This is a genomic window from Butyrivibrio sp. XPD2002 (assembly GCF_000423945.1).
Classification (GTDB): domain Bacteria; phylum Bacillota; class Clostridia; order Lachnospirales; family Lachnospiraceae; genus Butyrivibrio.
On sequence record NZ_KE384114.1, the window covers coordinates 109,277 to 129,173 of the forward strand.

The window sequence follows — 19,897 nt, forward strand, 5'->3', positions numbered from 1 at the left end:
TATGTCAATGTAACGCAGGCAAAAATAAATTTAAAGGGGAAATGAATATGAAAAAAGTTTTACAAAAGTCAGCAATGACTGTTGCATTAGTGCTTAGCATTCTTGTAACATCCGGACCTTCGTCCATCGTAGCAAAAGCAGCTGAGGGATTCCAGGTTGCATCAAGTATTGGATTCAAGGGAGAGTTTGAGTATGCATCATTTAGATATACGACAGGCTCCCAGGGATATTACAAGCTGCATGCAAGCTGTACTGAAAATGGCAAGACCAGGGCTCTTGGAACTACAGAGAACATGACCTATAAGGCAAATACAAGCTATTCTCGTACAGATAACACCATTACCTACAACTACGATTACCTTGGAAAGTACACACTTTATGTAATCGGTTCAGAGAAAAAGATAAATGACAGTTACAAAACTGTGGCAGCTTTTGAGAAGGATTCATCATGTCATATCGCTTCAGCATCTGTAGATGTTAAGAGCAGAATGCCTGCACCTAAGAATGTTCAGGTTAAGACGATCATGAAGAATGACAGAAAGTACTACAGAGTAAGTTGGGACAAGGATGGCTATTGCCATGGAGTTGAAGCTTCAACATTACCTAAAAACATTTATCTTCCTGCAGCAGCAAGTGTTGATATTATTGCTCCTGATGGAACATGTACTATCAAAGTAAAGACAATCACTGATGACCACTCAGTTCACGCTAACTCAGTAGCAACAACCTTAACTGCTGTAAACAATGACAAGAAAACTGAGACTGTTGAAGTTGAGAAGAAGGTTACAGAGACTAAGCTTCCTGAGACAATCACTGTTAACGGTATCACATATAAGCTTGGCGCTGACAACACAGCTTCTGTAACAGCTATCACAGGCATTAAGAGCGCTACAATCGATCAGATCACTCTTGATGGCGTAACATACCGCGTAACTTCAATCGCACCCAGTGCTTGCGAAGGCAACAGAAAGATCAAGACTCTTTCAATCGCATCAAGCGTTGAGAATATCGATGCAAAGGCATTTTACAATTGTAAGAAGCTTAAGGATATCAAGATCAAGGCTAACAAGTCCCTTACAATTGGCGATTCTGCTTTCAAGAAGATCAACAAAAAAGCAACCATCAAGGTTAGCGGAGTAAAGGGTAAAGCAAAGAAAGCTCTTCTTAAAGAGATCAAGAAGCAGTCAAGCGGATCTAAAAACAAGAAATAAATAGATGTACAAAAGCCAGGCGTATACAGCCTGGCTTTTTTTAGATAACGCCTAATGTTTTTAATATAAATAACCAGAAGGTCAGTGTGAAGGAACACCCAAAGGTCGTGACCATTACAATACTGCTGCTCAGCGTTCCTTCATGTCCCATGTTCTTAGCCATGATGTAGCAGCTGACTGTTGAAGCGGAGCCCAGCATAACGAGGATCGCTACTATCTGTTCACCTGCAAACCCAAGCTTTATAGCAAAGGGCATGAATATTGCAACCAGTAAAAACAGTTTGATGAAGCTTGCAACCAGGGCAGGCTTTACATTTGCCAGCGCCTTTTTGTAGTCGAAGGTTGCACCCATGGACATAAGACCAAGGGGAGTTGAGAGGCTTCCTACATCATCAACAACGGTGTTCATTATCTTCGGCATAGGGAGCTTAAGTAATGACCAGAGGAGTCCTGCGAAAATTCCGAGGATGATAGGATTCTTGGCGATGCCCTTTATTGTCTTTAAAAGGAGCTCCCTGTTCTCAGAGCTGTCACTTGAATCATCGTCTTCATCATCTTCACTTTTAGGAGCAGTGAGCGTAAGGATTATAACTGCGAAAATGTTATAAAGCGGTACGCTTCCAAGGATCATCAGCGGCGCCATTCCACTGCTGGACTCGCCGTAGATACTGTGAATAAAGGCTATTCCAAGAAGTGCTGCGCTGCTTCTGTAGGACCCCTGCAAAAATTCTCCGCGCCTCGACTTCGTCTTCACACAGATCATAGCAAGTATCCAGATAAGGAATATGCTGGTAAAGGTGGCTACAAAGCAGAAGAACACAAATTTTGGATTCCATGTTCCCACAAAGTCCTGCTGCGCCAGATCTCCAAACAGCAGCGCCGGAAGCCCTATCTTGAACACGAATTTGTTCATGAAGCCCGCGGCCTTATTGTCTATGATTCCGATTTTATTAAAGATATATCCAAGGACCATCAGCAGGAAAATCGGAAGAGTTGCATTTAAACTAAAGATTAAATTCTCCATAACGGCTTCATTGTAGCTTCATGGGAAATCGTTATCAATATTCAATGTGCTCAAAGATATTGGAGAAATATTTGCATTTATTGGAAGAATCTAAATCATTTGCTGTATAATGAATATTGTTTTTCTGCATCTGACGTCCGGTGATGCAGGAGGGAATATATGAAAAGAGGAGAATTGGGATGAGTAATAAAGAAGAATGGAACAGAATTCTGCAGATAGTAGGTACTGAAGAATACGCTGCAGATACAGATTTTGAAAAACACTGTGTAAAAGGATTCAATACTACGAGAACACTCTTTTACATTGTCATACTTTTCGGAGCATTTTATTTAATACAGGAGGGAAGGATTATTCCCAGAAACCAGCTGGTGTATCTGGCAATCACAATAGCAATGCCTCTGGGTATTTTTGTTTATATGAAGCAAAAAGCCAAGCTTCACAGGGAGCTTAACAGATATGCATTCAGAGAATGTTATCCGGATAAAGGACTTTCCAGATACATGAGTTTTGTTCCAACCGCTATAAAGAAGCAGATGATCTGGAGTATAACGCAGTACAATTTTGGCTACATTTTATTTAGACTTGGTAAGATTGATAAGGCTACTGAGTGCCTTAAGCTTATGCAGGATTCTTCTGAAACAGCCAACAATATGCTGATGGCTGAGCATTTAAAGCAGCTCATTGCTCTGTATTATCACGATTTTGATACTGTAATAAACTGTGCAAGCGAAGGAGCAATGCTCTATTCCAAGGCGAGTCACACACCATGGAACAACAAAATAAGCTATGACCTTCAGATGTATGGTGCCTATGCCGGAAGCTGCAAAAATAACGATTATTTTCAGGCGTATTCGGCCCTTGCGACTCCGCAGGAAAGACCTCTGGATGAAGTTGCAAGACAGTATTATCTGTACCTGGCAGCAAAAGCGCAAAGTGATTATGAAAACGCTGAGAAATTCAGAAGATATGTAATGGAGAATGCAGGAACTACATGGTATGGAAATGCTGTAAGAGAGGATTTCGTGCCGCAAAGAAAGCCTGATAACTACCCGGGATATATTCTGAATATAGAGAAACTGAATAATCCAAGCAAAGTAGACAGGAGCAGACTTAAATATGCTCTTATCGGGGTTTTGATAGTGATGCTGTTTTATCTTGTACCAAGACTGTTCTAAAGTGGATTTTAATGAAAATAGCCGGAAAGGATCATCTCCTTTCCGGCTTACTTATTTATAGATCATTTCTTTATCTTCGCATTTACCAGCTCTTCATATTCATCCACCAGACTCTTATAGGTCTTAAGCATTTCATCGTAGGTTGACTTGGAGAGAGGATCAACGCCTGTCTTTTTTAGAAGATCTGCTGGTGATGCACTTGAGCCACTCTTAAGGAATTCCATGTACTCATCTACGGCACCCTTCTCACCGGAATTGATTCTTCCGGCAATATAGTTTGCATAGGTAATATCAGCAGCATACTGATATACATAGTAAACATAGTAGAAGTGCGGAATAGTTGTCCAACGATATTTACTATCCGGGAAAGATATTATTTTATCGCCTCTAAATGTTTTGAAAATCTCTGCCCATTTGTCTGAAGCTGCTTCAGCATCGATAGATGAGCCGGATTCCACTGTCTTATACAGATAGTCCTCGAATTCGGAGTACATCATTTGATAAAAGAATGTATTGCTATATAGGGTTATTAATTCCTCAAGATAGTAAAGCTTTTCTTCGTTATCCTTAGAATGCTCAATCATGTAATTATAATGAATAATCTCGTTTGTTATTGAAGCTACCTCATGTGTAAAGATGGAAGGTTCATTGAATTCAGCAGGTTGATTTTCAGTTGAGAATTCACCGTAGCATGCATGTCCCATTTCATGAGCGATGGCGCTTATACTGTCTGGGTGACCATTATAGTTAAGGAATACCCAGGGAAGCTCATTTTTGTATTCCTGCGACATAAATTGGATGGAACTCTTGGTAGACGTAGGATAAACATCTACCTGATCGCTGGTAATAATCTTTTTGAAAAGATCCGTATAATCTGTACCCAATACACTGAGGGAATCTATGACTTCATCAACTGCGTCATCGTATTCTTTTTTGCCGGGGTCAAAATCCGAAACAGGTGTGGCCATGTTGTAAGCGTATTGCTTTTCAAGACCAAGCCCCTTTTTATGAAGCTCTAAATATCTCTGAAAATCGCTGCAGCCCTCATGGGCAGCATCGACAAGCATATAGAAGACATCGGTACTTATATCTGTATCATAAAATGCCTTATCTATAGTGGAGTCAAAGCCCTCAAGCTGGGCCATTGCATACGCCTGCTTGCATTTTTCCTCCAGAAGAGCAGCATAAGTATTAATATATCCTTTTTCCCTGGTCAGTAAGATTTTGTTTGCCTGCTCCTTTAAGGAATCATCATAATCCTTGCTATGGACAATATCTTCATATAACTGGGTTGTAAGTTCCTGCTCAGTTCCATCCGGCATGGTTATCATAGGATTGGGATTTTCTATATTATAAAAAATGTTGTAGATATTTAGAGCGTAATCCTGCCCAATGGAAAGGGTGGCGACAACCTTTTTTTCATCTTCGGTAAGGCACTTGAAATTAGGATCGGTGTACTTTCTGTACCGGTATTCCTTCCCTTTGAAAATGGGATCAGAGAAGATTTTCTTTCTGTCCGCAAGGGACATTGAACAAATTTCTGGATCTGCAAATGCTGTGGCCTTATTTTTTTCAGCGTCCAACGTGATTATTTTTGCGCACATTTCCTGGAACTTGCTGTCAGATGGATTGAGATACGTACCCATATCCGCATATACTTCCATTTTTGAGGTCAACTCTTTGAACTCTGAAAATTCTACAAATTGAAAATACTCATTGATATTTTCGGCAGTATTTAGTGTGCCTTTGAAATCCTCTATCTGTGCAAGAAGACTCTTAGCTTTCTCATAGTCTTCATTAAACTCTTTTTCACTCTTGTAAAGAATTGTCAGATCCCATGCTGTAGGATATTTGCCCTCTTTTTTTGCTGTACTTGTAGAAGCGGCAGCCTGTCCTGTAATAATAAAATCTGATGAATTAGAAACACAGCCGGTTAAGGCTATCAGGGTCGCAAGACCCAGTGCGATAAATCTGCTTGCTCTATTTCCCATAAGTTCACCTCATAAAAAATGCATTTTTACATTAACCACATATATTTTTGCATATCTGGAATGAATAAATTGGGAAATAAGTATGATATTAAAATTATAAAAGCATAAACTTGAAGGCTTATGGCGAAGAGACTCGTTATATATGAAGAAGTGAAAAATGATACATAATAAGTGCAACACGATATATAAATGTTGTAATATGGCATGATAAAAAACGAACTAACACTACAGAGGGTAACGGTATAAGGGGACAAAATGAAATTATTTTTACTTGAAGATGATGATGCAATAGGGATGGGCCTTAAGTATTCTCTTGAGAAAGAGGGCTATGAAGTAAACCATGGGAAATCCAAGGCTGAGGCCATGACTATTTTGAAGAGTGATGCCTTTGACCTGTGCATTCTTGATATAAACCTTCCTGACGGCAACGGCTATGATGTCTGCAAGGCCGTTAAGGAAAAGGACGATACACCCGTGATATTCCTCACAGCCAGCGACGCAGAGGTGAACGTGATAATGGGGCTTGAGATGGGTGCGGATGATTATATCTGTAAGCCCTTCAGGATCGGTGAACTCCTGGCCAGGATCAAGACTGTCCTAAGGCGAAGCGGAAAAGGCAAGGATGGTTCAGCCAGGGATGAGGGAGTAATCGAGATTCAGAATCTCCGAATCAATACCAATGAGGCCAGAGTGGCGATCGTGGATGATGCTGGAAAAGAGAATCCGGTTGAACTCACAGCGCTTGAATACAGACTGCTACTTACCTTTTGCGGCAACAGAGGAAATGTACTTTCACGCAGCCAGCTCTTAGAGGATATGTGGGATGTAAGCGGCGACTTCGTTAACGACAACACCCTCACTGTTTATATAAAAAGGCTGAGGGATAAGATCGAGAAGGATCCCACGGATCCCAAAATCATCAAGACCGTTCGTGGCCTGGGATACATAGTAGAAAAGTGATCTCGTAGAGAAAAAATGTGGATAAGTACCACGCATTTGGGGAATAAATATGTTAAAAAACAAAGACTTTAAATCTATGGTAATGGCAGCAGCTGTTCTTACAGTTGCTGCTTCTGTATGCTCTCTCATACTAAGCGGAATTACCGTATCTATCGTAACGCTCATTCTTGGAGTGACAATCATCACGATTTTCATAGTATTTACAAAAAGAAGATATAGAGACATAGATGAGCTTAACTCATATCTTGTGAGGGTTCTTGCAGGAGGTGAAGCACCGAATATCCTGGATCAGGAGGAGGGGGAGCTGTCGCTCTTAAAGACCAACATCTACAAGGCGACCACAACCCTTAACTATCAAAAGGAGCTTCTCACAAAGGACAAGGTTGCTCTGGCAAATGCCATCGCTGACATAAGTCATCAGCTGAAAACTCCCCTCACCTCAATGATGGTGATGAATGATCTTTTAAAGACAGAGGATGACAGGGAAAAGGCCCTTGTATTTTTGCAGACCCAGTCCAATCAGCTTGACCGAATGAGCTGGCTTATTCAGACACTTCTTAAGCTGTCAAAGATCGATGCGGGAACAATAACAATGAAGCCTGAGGAGATTTCTGCAGAGACTCTGATCAAAGAAGTCATGAAACCCTTTGTGGTTCAGATGGAGGTCCAGGAGATAAACTACACGCATGCTCCGGCGGATACGATGATCAGGTGTGATATAAATTGGACAATAGAAGCTGTGCAGAATATCGTCAAGAACTGCATCGAGCACATGACAAAGGGCGGTGAGCTCACAGTGAATGTCGATGAGACCAGCATTTATACTGCAATAGAAATTAAGGACACAGGCTGCGGAATTGATAAGGAGGATATTCCTCACATCTTCGAGCGTTTCTATAAAGGAAGAAATGCAGGGAAGGACAGCGTGGGAATAGGACTGGCTCTTGCAAAGACGATCATCACCGGGCAGCACGGCGACATAATAGTAGAGAGCACAGAGGGCGTCGGAACAACCTTCTCTGTGAGGTTTTATAAGACAATTATCTAAAGTGACAAAACTGTAATAAAAAAGTCACCGTATTGTAATCCTGAAATAATACCCTAGTCTCAAGAGCAAATGAGATAAGAAGGGAGTAAACGAAATGAAAATATTGGAAATAAAAAATCTTTGTAAAGTATATGGAAAAGGCGAGACAAGAGTCGACGCTTTAAAGGATGTGAATTTTGAAGTGGAGCAGGGCGAGTTCGTTGCGATAGTCGGACCCTCCGGCTCAGGTAAATCTACACTCCTTCACATTCTTGGCGGAGTAGATGTTCCCACATCTGGCATAGTGAATATCGCAGGCACCGACATCGGGAAGCTTGATGAGACAAGACTTGCAATTTTCAGAAGAAGAAACATCGGTCTCATCTATCAGTTTTACAATCTGATTCCGATCCTGAATGTTGAGGAGAATCTCACACTACCGATTCTCCTTGATGGGAAAAAGCCGGATAAGAAGCTCCTTAAAGACCTTGTTGAAAAGCTTGGCCTGACTAAGAGATTAAAGCATCTTCCCAACCAGCTTTCAGGCGGACAGCAGCAGAGAGTATCAATCGGAAGAGCCCTGATGAACCATCCTGCGCTACTTCTTGCGGACGAGCCCACAGGTAACCTTGACTCTGAAAACAGCAAGGAAATTATTTCTCTTTTAAGGAAGTTCAATAAGGAAAATAATCAGACAGTCATCATCATCACCCATGATGAGAGAATCGCACTTTCAGCAGACAGAGTCATAACAATCGAGGATGGCAGGATCACCAGAGACTCCAGGAAGGAAGGAGTGATGGCATCATGAATATCATATCGAGGCTTACGCTAAGGCACCTTCTCGGAAACAAGAAAAGGTCCATAGTTACGATTTTGGGAATAGCAATATCAACAGCGCTTATAAGTGCGATTTTGCTGGGCGTATTTTCATTCTTCAAGTTCTTCGGATACATAGCGATTCAGACCACGGGAAATGCCCACGCTGCCTTTGAAGAGGTAACCAGTGAGCAGTTTAACGCACTTTGTGAAGATGCGAGCATCGAAAAAGTGGGACTGCGGGAGCTTGATGAAAAGCGGTCGGGAGTTCGACTTCTTAATGATAAGGAAAACCGCTTTAAGATAGGTAATGTTGACCACGGCGATGCAAACTATATTTCAATGAGGGTTGTGTCAGATTATGACGGAACACTTCCTACTAACTCATCTGAGATAGCAGTAGAAGAGCAGTTCCTTATAGATAACGGCTTATCACTCCAGGTAGGTGACACCCTCACCTTTGAGCAGGGTTACAGATATATAGATGATGAGCTTGAAGGCTTTATGTATCTTGGAGGAGCCTATCGCTCTGAAGAACAGTTTAAGCCCTTATCCACAGATACCTGCATAGTTACCGCGATTCTTCACGGCAACAGAGCAACCAGGGACTGGGACATACTGAGGTGCCTGGATGATGGATATTATCCTGCTGATAATAAGGATGTAGAGACACTTATCGCTTTGAAAAATTGCGACCACACAGCAATCAAACAGCTTAACGCTATCGTACAAAAATACGGATTTGAGAAGTATAAATACAACACAGAATATCTGCTCAGTAAGTTCGCAATTGAAGGAAGTGTCGGAAGCTATAAGAGCTTCTTCGTGATGATGGCAGTTGCTCTGGCAATAGTAATCGCAACCTCGGTAATACTCATTTTCAACTCCATAGGAATGTCTCTTACAGAGAGAATGAGATACCTTGGAATGCTGGCAAGCGTAGGCGCAACCGCAAAGCAGAAGCGCTTTTCAATCTATTACGAGGGAATGATCCTTGGAATCATCGGAATCCCTCTTGGACTTATCATGGGATACATCGGAACCTGGGTGACTCTGCAGTACCTTGGAAGTAAGATCCTTGCAGCGGATATCCTTGCAGGAGCTGAGGGAATGAGAGGTGGCATTCCGATAGCGTGCGAGCCCATCGTCATTTTTGCAGTCGTGTTCTTTGCAGCACTTACGATTCTGATATCAACCTTTGTACCTGCTATCAAGGCATCAAGGATCATGCCTGTCGATGCCTTAAGGCAGAGCAGTACTATAAAAATGAAGGCCAGAAGCCTTCGCGTTAATCCTTTTGTCCGCAAGATTTTTGGTTATGAAGGAGAGCTTGCCTACAAGAATATTAAGAGAAACGGTTTAAAGGGAACAGTCATAACAGTGACAATCGCAGTGTCAGTTATTCTTTTCCTTACAGTGAACTTCTTCTGCAAGTCTGTGAACAGACTTAATCAGTTTGACTTTGATATACCTTATCAGGTGATGGCATCCTGTTCACTTTCAGAGGGAGATAAGCTCAGAAGTGCCATCAGCAGCATGGACGAGGTGGACAGTGTTTACAGCAGCGGTATGATACAGTTCCTGTTTTGCAAAACACCTGAAATGGATGTAGAGCTCGCTAACACAGAGATTGCGAACCCCGCATTTTTGACACCGGATTTTTCAGGCATGACAGTTGATGCCATGGCGGTTGTAATACTCGATGATTCCGAATTTGAAAAGCTGCTCTCTGACAATGGCTTAGAGAAGGATAAGTACTTTTCAGATACCTTAAGAGGAGTTCTGCTTAATGACTATTTCCGTGAAAAGACAAGCTCCGAGGTGTTTAATTCAAGGATCCTTGGACAGAAGCTCTGCTACGATGAGGTCCAGAATAACCCTCCTGCAATAGAGGTTTCAGACTTTGTAAAATACGATGATGAAAACAAAATGTTAGACCTTACTCCCAAGGGAACACTTACAGTGTTTGTGCCCTTCTCCATGTACTATGAGCATGCAAAGGAGGTGCTTCCCGAGGATAGATTAACCTGCGAATTTGGTGTGGAAACAGAGTATCATGAGGCGGTTCACGACAAGATATACGCACTCATGGAGACAGAAGGATATCATTACTATTCCTGCAAAGACATGGCAGATTCACTGGTGGTATATGATACGGTTTCCATCATGCTTCAGACAGCAATGTATGGCTTTACGATCCTGCTCACACTTATAGCCATTGCTAACATGGTCAACACTATTTCCACGGGAGTTCTCCTTAGACGAAAAGAGTTCGCTATGTACAAATCCATCGGTATGGCAAGCGGCGGCTTTAAGAAGATGATCAGACTTGAGACTCTTCTCTATGGAATAAAAGCGCTTATGTACGGCATTCCGGTTTCACTTTTACTGAGCTACCTGATGTTTAAGTCATTCACCGATAAGCTCTACAGCTTTGATCCGGACCTTGTTATGTACGCAGCTGTTATCGCCGCAGTTTTCGTGGTGATCGGACTTAGCATGTTCCTTAGTATCAGCAAGATTAAGGACGACAACATCATTGAAGCTATCAAGGAAGATGCGGTATAATATCTTCCATGCTATGAAATGGAGGATATGGAAGGTGAAAAAAGTTAATGCATTACTAATGAGCCTTGGACTTTGTACTCTCATCGCAGGATGCACTCCTACAGTTCAGAATGGTTCAGAAGATCTTTTTAGCAATCGTAAGGATACATCAGCTGAGGGAGATAACTTCGCTGATAATATAGAGCAGGATACAGCTAACAGCGAAGAGGCAGACTGGGGCGCAGATGCTTCGCAGGATGAATCTACAGGAGAGGCATCTGATGCAGGAAAAGAAGAGGCACAGTCATCAGAAGCTGCCACAGGAAGCGAAGCTCTTCAGAAGGTTATCGAGGGAGAGGGCAAGATCAGCTTTAGCTACTATAAGGAAAACATCCTTGGTAAGGCCAGGGAAACAAGCTATATTGAGGACTTTTTGACAAATATTCCTGCTGATAAGGAGTTCACATTATCTGAGCTGAGGGATGAGCTTATGGCACTAAATGATGTGGATCCCAGCGGCTTAAATGATGATAACGATGTAAGCCTTATGGAGTATGCATACCTTGACTGCGGCGCTGATGGTGTGCCGGAGCTGTCACTTCGGATAAAGAAGCCCTTTGTGGAAGCAGAGAGCACCGGGAATTTTATATTAAAAGAAATCGATGGCAAGGTTCAGGTAGTATATGTGTTTGCGAGCTGGTCAAGAAGTGATACCAGTATAAACGAGTACGGATTTATCTCCGGAAGCGGCAGCAACAGCGCAGCTAACCATGGCTTTGAGCAAGCATATATTGATTCTGACGGCAAATACAACTACGGATATTACGAGGAGCAGGAGCTGTACTTTGACGGATTTGCTGAATTCAAGGAGCACGATAAGTTCGATACTTCAGGCCTTGAGGGAGATATCTGTGTTTATACCTTAAGACTGCAGCAGTATTACGATGATTACAACGGTAACGAGATATACTCCTACGAGGTTGTTGATAGCGAGACCTATCAGACTATAGATGTTCCGAACCTTTACACAGACAGTGAGTACAAAAAGATCATGGACTGCTTCCACGACCTTAAGATAGTACCTCTTGATGAGCTGAAGAAGGCAGAGGAGGAAAAGCTTACCTCCATCGGTGCTACTGATGAAATACGTGCAGGCAAAGCCCTTGAGTATACTGAGATAGATCCTGCCATCTATGGTGGTGATGGTAATTCAGCAGATAGTGCTTCATCAGAGAATAATGATGTTATAGATTATGATACGATCAAAGACGATGGAACAATCCAGAGCGAGCTTGCTATGGTTGAGCAGAGCTATCAGGAATATGTAAACATGGATTGGAGCATCATGACACAGTCAGAGATGAGCATCACCGCTGAGGAGATATTTAATCTCTGGGATACAGAGCTTAACTCTCTGTGGAGCAGACTCACCAAGACCGTATCTCCCGAGAAGAAGGAAGAGCTTCTTGCAGACCAGCGCTCCTGGATAAAGGAGAAGGAAGCAGCAATTAAAAAAGCCGGTGATGCAGCTGATGGTGGCAGCATAAGACCTATGCTTGAAAACGAAGTGGCCTATGACTACACAAGACAGCGCGTTTACTATCTCGCAGGTGTTCTGGCCAAGGCGCGTGGTGAAAGCTTCGAGATTCCTGCAATAGTTCAGGAAAGCTTTGACTGACGTTAATTATCTGTTTGGTAAAATTTTTAAAAAGTTGTAAGAAAAGATATTGCGCAGAACTAATAATTGATGTATAAAATGTAAGTAAATTAAATATATCAACAGACGGGAGCTTGTATAACAGGCTGAGAGGAAGGTGCGACCTTCGACCGATAACCTGATTTGGATAATGCCAACGTAGGGATGCCTGAGTTAGATAGTTTATACGAGGATGAATTTCGCGGAAGCAACAAAACAGGTTGCTTCCGCTTTTTGCGTATAGGGGATTTTTAGCATAGTGGAGCATGCATGCCTTTCCGTCTGAGACAGGAGAAAAAAGGATGAAAAAAAGTAACTATCTGCTAAGGCTGGTGACTCTGGCCATGTTCGTGGCTCTGGGCGTTGTGATATCGCCTATACTGCGCGTTGAGGGTATGTGTCCAATGGCACATCTTATCAACATTACCTGTGCGGTCTTCATGGGACCTGCATACGCGCTTCTGTGCGCACTTCTTATAGGAATCATCAGAATGATGATCATGGGGATTCCGCCCCTTGCTCTTACGGGAGCGGTTTTCGGAGCAACTCTTTCCGGAGTTTTCTACAAATTATCCAAAGGAAAAATAATAGCGGCTGTACTTGGCGAGATCATTGGAACAGGACTCATAGGTTCCATAGTGTCCTACCCGGTAATGACATATCTCTGGGGAAAGGAGGGACTGACCTGGTTCTTCTATGTGCCCTCATTCCTCATGGGAACACTTATAGGTGGAAGCATAGCATTTTTGCTTTTATTAAAGCTTCAGGCATCAGGGGCGCTTGTGAAAATACAGTCCAGTTTAAGGGACATTGATTCTTCAAAAACTGACAAGGAGCAGACAGCATAAATGGCAGAGCTGATTCATTGCATTACAAATCCTATATCCATGACCCAGTGCGCAAACACTGTACTGGGCCTTGGGGCAAAGCCCATCATGGCAGAGCATCCGATGGAGGTAAGGGAGATAACTGAGGTGGCAGCAGCACTTCTTATTAACACCGGAAATATCTCTGACAGCAGGATGGAGGCCATGAAAATCTCTTTTGATACAGCACTTGAAAAGGAGATACCCATAGTGGTTGATGCTGTGGGAGTTGCGTGCTCGAAGCTTAGAAGGAAATTCGTATTAGAGCTGATCAGCAAAAAGCAGGGGACCTTCCTTCTCATAAAGGGCAACTACTCAGAGATTAAGGCCCTTGCAGAGGAGACCTACAGAGGGAAGGGCGTCGATGCTGACGATAGCCTGCCTCCTAATGAGATAAGGGATATCGCAAAGGAGCTATCCATCACTTTCAATGCGGTAATTCTTGCAACAGGCGCAAAGGACATAATCGCCGACGGTGAGCAGACATTTTATGTAAGTGATGGCAATCCCATGTTGGGACAGATCACGGGAACGGGCTGCATGCTCGGTGTGGTCTGTGCCACTTTCCTTTCAAGAAAGCCCATGACAGAGTCTGTGATTAAGGCCTGCGGATTCTTTGGAAGAGCAGGAGAGGTGGCCTTTAAGAAGGTGCAGGGCAGGGAAGGAAAGGTTGGAGGCGGAAGCTTTCTGATGGAGCTCTTAAATGCAATATATCTCATGGATGACAAGGAGGAAAAGTGGATAGAGAAAAACTGAAGCTATACCTGGTTACAAACAGTGATGGCATGACGGAGGAGGATTTTTTATACAGGATCGAGGAGGCCATAAAGGGAGGCGTCACCATAGTTCAGATCCGTGAAAAGGACAAGAGCACAAGGGAGTACATAGAGCTCGCCGAGAAGGTCCATGAGGTTACAAAGAAGTATGATGTGCCTCTCATCGTGGATGACAGAATCGATGTGGCAATGGCGATAGGCGCTGAGGGCGTGCATCTGGGGCAGAGCGATATGCCTGTGAAAATGGCAAGAAAGATGCTTGGAGATGACATCATAATCGGCGCGACCACCAAGACTGTGGAGCAGGCGAAGGAGGCCTACGAGAGCGGAGCGGACTATCTGGGAGTCGGAGCAATATATCCCACCACCACAAAGGTGAAGACAGTGCTGACATCAGTTGACACCTTAAGGGATATATGCGAGGCGGTACCCATTCCGGCCAATGCGATAGGTGGTCTGAACGCAGATAATATACAGATACTCAGCGGAGTACCCATAGCAGGAATATGCGTGGTGTCAGCAATCATGAAGGCTGAGGATACCAGGAAGGCAGCGGAGAAGCTTCGCTGCGCTTTTGCATGTCTGGGGATAGATGCCGGAGCTGCCAAAAATGTGGAAAATTATTCAGAGGATACATCTCAGAAAAGAGAAAATAGCTCGGATGGTGTTACTCGAAAAACGGTTCTCTCCATCGCCGGCAGTGACCCCTCAGGTGGCGCAGGTATTCAGGCTGACATCAAGACCATAGAGGCCAACGGCGCTTATGGCATGAGCGTTATCACAGCTCTTACAGCCCAGAATACCCTGGGCGTAACAGGAATTCTTCCTATAGAGGAGGAGTTCATTACTAAGGAGCTGGATGCGGTGTGCTCTGACATCAGGCCAGATGCCGTAAAGATTGGAATGCTCTCTGATACAGGCGCTATGCGGGCTGTGGCAGAGGTGGTAGATAAATATGAGCTTAAAAATGTGGTGCTCGATCCTGTTTTGGGATCAACCTCGGGAACTGATTTTTCAGGAAAAGAGGCTGTGGAATACATGAAGGGTAACCTCTTTTCACGGAGCACTATCATAACGCCGAACATTCCGGAGACTGAGATACTAAGCGGTATGACGATTGCATCAAGGGATGACATGATAAAGGCCGCAAGGCTTCTGCATAAGAAATACGGCTGCAGCGTTCTTGTAAAGGGAGGACACTGCACCTTCGATAATGCCGATACGGTGGCTGACCTTTTGTATTGTAGCGGCGGGGAAATGGATGAAGACTTCCTCTGGCTTGCCGGAGAACGCATAGATAATCCAAATACCCACGGCACGGGATGCACACTTTCAAGCGCAATCGCGGCTAACCTTGCGAAGGGGATGGAGCTTAAGGAAGCGGTTATTGAAGCAAAGACATATATAGGCAAATGCATTGCGGCAGGACTTGACCTTGGTCATGGAAGAGGGCCGCTTTGTCACGTAATAAATCACAAATAATGAAAAAGAAAAGGGGAAATAAAATGAAGAACTACACAACACAGATGGATGCAGCAAGACAGGGAATCATCACTCCCGAGATGGAGAAGGTTGCAAAGGACGAGTACAGAACCCCGGAGGAGATAAGAGCTCTTGTTGCAAAGGGACAGGCCGCTATCTGTGCCAACAAAAATCATAAATGCCTTGAGCCCAAGGGCGTTGGCTCCATGCTTAAGACCAAGATAAACGTTAACCTTGGCGTATCAAGGGACTGCAAGGATTACAACATAGAGATGGAGAAGGTTATGGCAGCCGTAAACATGGGAGCTGATGCGATCATGGATCTGTCCTCCCACGGAAACACTCAGCCCTTCAGAAAAAAGCTGGTGGAGGAGTGCCCCGTAATGCTTGGAACAGTACCTGTTTATGACAGTGTTATCCACTATCAGAGAGACCTTTCAGAGCTCACTGCCAAGGACTTCATTGATGTTATAAGACTTCACGCAGAGGATGGCGTTGACTTCGTGACACTTCACTGCGGAATTACAAGGAAGACCATCGATCAGATCAAAAAGCACAAGAGAAAGATGAACATCGTATCCCGCGGCGGCTCCCTTGTTTTTGCATGGATGAGCATGACCGGAGAGGAGAATCCTTTCTATGAATACTATGATGAAATATTGGACATCTGCCGTGAATACGACGTGACAATATCTCTTGGTGATGCCTGCAGACCGGGATGTCTTGCGGATGCCAGTGACGTGTGCCAGATAGAGGAGCTTGTAAGACTTGGCGAGCTCACAAAGAGAGCATGGGCAAAGGATGTTCAGGTTATGGTTGAAGGCCCCGGACACATGCCCATGGATCAGATCGAGGCCAACATGAAGATCCAACAGACCATCTGTATGGGAGCACCCTTTTATGTACTTGGCCCCCTTGTAACAGACATCGCTCCCGGCTATGACCACATCACCTCTGCCATCGGCGGCGCTATCGCAGGAGCAGCAGGAGCAGCTTTCCTGTGCTACGTAACTCCCGCTGAGCACCTTGCTCTTCCTAACGTTGATGATGTTAAGCAGGGAATCATCGCTTCAAGAATTGCAGCCCACGCAGCAGACATAGCCAAGAAGATTCCTCACGCTATGGACATTGACAATGAGATGGCTGACGCACGAAAGGAGTTCGACTGGGAGAAGCAGTGGGAGTGCGCAATCGACCCTGAAACTGCAAAGTCCATTCGCGCTGACAGAGCACCCGAATTCGACGACACCTGTTCAATGTGCGGTAAATTCTGTGCAGTAAGAAGTATGAATAAGGCTCTTGCAGGTGAACATATTGATATTCTTTAATCGGGGAAATCGTTGAGGCTTTTTCGGGCATATATTATGCTTAAATTAGTTTTGATTAAAGGAGGAATCTATATGCGTGAAAGAAGAAAGTAAAAAAGGTGGAGCGAAAAAAATTTAAATACAGATACCAGTACAGATGGAAAAAGCTTAAGTAATGTTATAGAATAATTAAGTGGATTTATTTCAAAATCCACATGGGGATTTTTCTTGAGGGGAACTATAAGCAAGGAGAATAGGGGAAGTATGAAGAAAGTAACAAAAATAGTTTCACTAATGGCGGCTGTTGTTCTGACGGCCACATCTTTTCACGCATCAGATTATTCAGTTGGAAGCGCCAAGGCCCAGGGAGAGAATTACCTTGATCCGGTTAAGCTTTCATATAATGTAGGTTATCAGACCTTCGATAATTCAAATGGTAGAAACGTTTGGTATGAATTTGATTTACCTCAGGACGGAGATCTTAAGATTACTGTTCTGGGTAATGGCCTGCAGATTGAAAAGCTGTATGGCGGAATTGAAAATGTTAATACATTTTCATGGATAAGTGCTTATGAAAATGTATCTGCGAGCAGTCCGTATGTTGCGCATTTCACTGCCTCAGCCGGCAGATATTTCATGTATGTGACAAATGGAAATGCGGAGAATTATAGGATCAACCTTGAATTTTCTGGATATGGTATAAAGGATCAGTTTGAAGATTCTTATGCAAATCCCAAGACCTATGTTCCCGGAACAGCGGTAACAGATGTTGTTTCTTACACAGATACTTATGACTGGTACAAGTTTGAGGTTCCTGAGAATGGTAAATACAAGATAAGCTATACAGATCATACCGGTTGCTTTGTATTTGATATTCTTAATGCGGATTTGAAAAATTATTGGAATGACTCATGCGTTAATGAAAATCAGCTCCATACAACCTATCAGTATTTCGCTCAGGGAACATACTACATCAGAATAAAGGGCTGGGCTTTTTCAAAGTATGATTTCAATATTGAACGACAGGGTATCAATCCTACAACTATCAAGAAGATCAAGTCAAAGAAAAAGGGACAGGCAGAAGTTAAGTTCAAGTGTGTGAACAATGTGAACGGCTATCAGCTTCGCTACTCAACCAAGAAGGATTTCACAGGTAAGGTTAAGACTAAGACCATCACCTATTCTTCTTCCAGTCAGCCCAAGAACATGACTGCAACATTGAAGAAGTTAAAGCGTCACAAGAACTACTACGTTCAGGTAAGAACCTTTGAGAAGAGCAGTTCAGGAAACTACTACTATTCAGACTGGTCCAAGTCAAAGAAAGTAAGAGTTAAGTAATAAAGTAAATAGAATTGGTCTAATAGCCCCGGAGCGTTTAAGAAAATCGCTTCGGGGTTGCTTTTTTACTGTAAAAAGCAGATTTTTTCTGCTATAATTTCATTTGATGTTTTAATGAATAGAGACTATTTGGTACTGTTCCCGGTGCGGAACGATTATCATGATTCAAGGAGTTCTAAAAATGGCACATAAGTTTAGTTTTTACAACACTCTTTCAAGAACAATTGAAGAGTTTATTCCAAACGAAGAGGGTAAGGTGTCCATGTACACCTGCGGACCTACCGTTTACCACTTCGCACATATAGGTAATATCCGTACTTACATCATGCAGGATGCGCTTATCAAGGCGCTTGAATATTGCGGCTATGATGTAAAGCGTGTAATGAACATCACTGATGTCGGCCATCTTTCATCCGATGCTGACACAGGTGAAGATAAGATGCTTGCAGGTGCTAAGCGCGAGCACAAGACAGTTATGGAGATTGCTGATTTCTATACCAAGGCATTTTTCAAGGATTTCGATGCTGTTGGCAATAAGCGTCCCGAAGTTATCGAGCCTGCAACCAACTGCATACCTGAGTTTATTCACATGGTAGAGGTTCTTCTTGAAAAGGGCTATGCATACGTTGCCGGTGGTAACGTGTACTTCGATACCAGTAAGCTCCAGGATTACTATGTATTCTCATCTGCTATTGAAAAGGAGCAGCTTGCAGTAGGTGTTCGTGATGATGTTGAAGAGGACACCGCTAAGAAGAATAAGACAGACTTCGTTCTGTGGTTCACAAAATCAAAGTTTGAGGATCAGGCTCTTAAGTGGGACAGCCCCTGGGGCGTTGGTTATCCCGGATGGCACATTGAGTGCTCATGCATTTCCATGAAGCACCTCGGTGAGTACATCGACATCCACTGCGGTGGTGTTGATAACATTTTTCCTCACCACACCAATGAGATTGCACAGTCAGAGAGCTACCTTGGCCACAGATGGTGCAAATACTGGTTCCACTCCAATCACTTAAATGACAGAGCAGGTAAAATGAGTAAGTCCAAGGGAGCAGTTCTCACTGTTTCCGTTCTTCAGGAGAAGGGCTACGATCCGCTTGTTTACAGATTCTTCTGCCTGCAGTCACATTACAGAAAGCCCCTTGAGTTCTCATTTGAGGTGCTTGATAACACAGTGACAGCCTACAACAACCTTGTGAAGAAGGTGGAGGCACTTATCGCTGCTGATGAAAAGATCAAGGCAGCAGCTGATCAGAATAAGGAAGATATTGCAGCAGTTTTAGAGGTTATCAGAAACAGCCAAGACATTGACGAGAATGTTAAGAAGGAATTTGAAGAGAAGTTTGCAGATGCAATCTCAAATGACCTCAACACTTCAATGGCAGTAACACTTCTGTATGATATTCTAAAGGCAGACACAAACGCAGCTACCAAGCTTGCAGTTGTAGACAGCTTTGATAAGGTTCTTTCACTTGATCTTATCGGACATGCTCTTGCAGATGATTCTGCAGACATTGATCCTGAGCTTGAAGCTTTCATCAAGGATGCGATCGAGAGAAGAGCAGCTGCCAAGAAGGCAAAGGATTTTACTACAGCTGATGCTATTCGCGATGAGCTCCTTGCAAAGGGCGTAGAGATCAAGGATACACGCGAAGGCGTTAAGTGGTCATTAGTATAA

At 43.3% G+C, this 19,897-nt stretch carries 15 protein-coding genes and 1 riboswitch; of the genes, 13 read left to right on the forward strand and 2 right to left on the reverse strand.

The window, feature by feature from the left end:
• The first annotated feature begins 47 nt into the window (after positions 1–47).
• The gene (locus G587_RS0116820; RefSeq protein ID WP_026493181.1) at positions 48–1,211 is read left to right on the forward strand and encodes a leucine-rich repeat protein; all 1,164 of its coding nucleotides are present in this window, start codon (positions 48–50) and stop codon (positions 1,209–1,211) included.
• 40 nt (positions 1,212–1,251) lie between these two features.
• On the opposite strand, the gene G587_RS0116825 is transcribed toward G587_RS0116820, so the two are convergent.
• Positions 1,252–2,235, reverse strand: coding sequence for an AEC family transporter (locus G587_RS0116825; RefSeq protein ID WP_026493182.1), 984 nt, complete (start codon positions 2,233–2,235; stop codon positions 1,252–1,254).
• A 179-nt stretch (positions 2,236–2,414) separates the two neighbouring features.
• Here G587_RS0116825 and G587_RS0116830 point away from each other — a divergent pair, with 179 nt between their 5' ends.
• Positions 2,415–3,410, forward strand: a complete 996-nt coding sequence (locus G587_RS0116830; RefSeq protein WP_026493183.1) for a hypothetical protein — start codon at positions 2,415–2,417, stop codon at positions 3,408–3,410.
• A 62-nt stretch (positions 3,411–3,472) separates the two neighbouring features.
• Here G587_RS0116830 and G587_RS0116835 read toward each other — a convergent pair whose 3' ends face one another.
• Positions 3,473–5,401: a M3 family metallopeptidase gene (locus G587_RS0116835; protein WP_026493184.1), complete on the reverse strand. Its 1,929-nt coding sequence runs from the start codon at positions 5,399–5,401 to the stop codon at positions 3,473–3,475.
• Between the two features lie 255 nt (positions 5,402–5,656).
• Here G587_RS0116835 and G587_RS0116840 point away from each other — a divergent pair, with 255 nt between their 5' ends.
• The 11 genes from G587_RS0116840 (at position 5,657) to cysS (ending at position 19,897) form a co-directional block, all read left to right on the forward strand.
• On the forward strand, positions 5,657–6,361 hold the full coding sequence (locus G587_RS0116840; protein WP_026493185.1) for a response regulator transcription factor: 705 nt from the start codon (positions 5,657–5,659) through the stop codon (positions 6,359–6,361).
• Between the two features lie 49 nt (positions 6,362–6,410).
• Complete coding sequence (locus tag G587_RS0116845; protein ID WP_026493186.1) at positions 6,411–7,409, forward strand: sensor histidine kinase; 999 nt, start codon at positions 6,411–6,413, stop codon at positions 7,407–7,409.
• 94 nt (positions 7,410–7,503) lie between these two features.
• A complete protein-coding gene (locus tag G587_RS0116850; RefSeq protein WP_026493187.1) occupies positions 7,504–8,199 on the forward strand; it encodes an ABC transporter ATP-binding protein in 696 nt (231 codons plus the stop codon).
• Entirely contained in the window at positions 8,196–10,775 is a 2,580-nt protein-coding gene (locus tag G587_RS0116855; RefSeq protein WP_026493188.1) for an ABC transporter permease, read from the forward strand. Before G587_RS0116850 ends, G587_RS0116855 begins: the two co-directional genes overlap by 4 nt.
• A gap of 34 nt (positions 10,776–10,809) precedes the next feature.
• Positions 10,810–12,432, forward strand: coding sequence for a lysozyme inhibitor LprI family protein (locus G587_RS0116860; protein ID WP_196812604.1), 1,623 nt, complete (start codon positions 10,810–10,812; stop codon positions 12,430–12,432).
• Positions 12,433–12,529: 97 nt separating this feature from the next.
• Positions 12,530–12,634: riboswitch (TPP riboswitch) on the forward strand.
• 118 nt (positions 12,635–12,752) lie between these two features.
• A complete protein-coding gene (thiW, locus tag G587_RS0116865) occupies positions 12,753–13,298 on the forward strand; it encodes an energy coupling factor transporter S component ThiW (RefSeq protein ID WP_026493190.1) in 546 nt (181 codons plus the stop codon).
• Positions 13,299–14,072, forward strand: coding sequence for a hydroxyethylthiazole kinase (gene thiM, locus G587_RS23315; protein ID WP_051201115.1), 774 nt, complete (start codon positions 13,299–13,301; stop codon positions 14,070–14,072). It begins immediately after the preceding gene.
• A complete protein-coding gene (thiD, locus tag G587_RS26670) occupies positions 14,054–15,574 on the forward strand; it encodes a bifunctional hydroxymethylpyrimidine kinase/phosphomethylpyrimidine kinase (RefSeq protein ID WP_026493191.1) in 1,521 nt (506 codons plus the stop codon). Before thiM ends, thiD begins: the two co-directional genes overlap by 19 nt.
• Before the next feature lie 23 nt (positions 15,575–15,597).
• A complete protein-coding gene (gene thiC / locus G587_RS0116880) occupies positions 15,598–16,902 on the forward strand; it encodes a phosphomethylpyrimidine synthase ThiC (protein ID WP_026493192.1) in 1,305 nt (434 codons plus the stop codon).
• A 243-nt stretch (positions 16,903–17,145) separates the two neighbouring features.
• Positions 17,146–18,219, forward strand: coding sequence for a PPC domain-containing protein (locus tag G587_RS0116885; protein ID WP_026493193.1), 1,074 nt, complete (start codon positions 17,146–17,148; stop codon positions 18,217–18,219).
• Positions 18,220–18,400: 181 nt separating this feature from the next.
• The gene (gene cysS / locus G587_RS0116890) at positions 18,401–19,897 is read left to right on the forward strand and encodes a cysteine--tRNA ligase (protein ID WP_026493194.1); all 1,497 of its coding nucleotides are present in this window, start codon (positions 18,401–18,403) and stop codon (positions 19,895–19,897) included.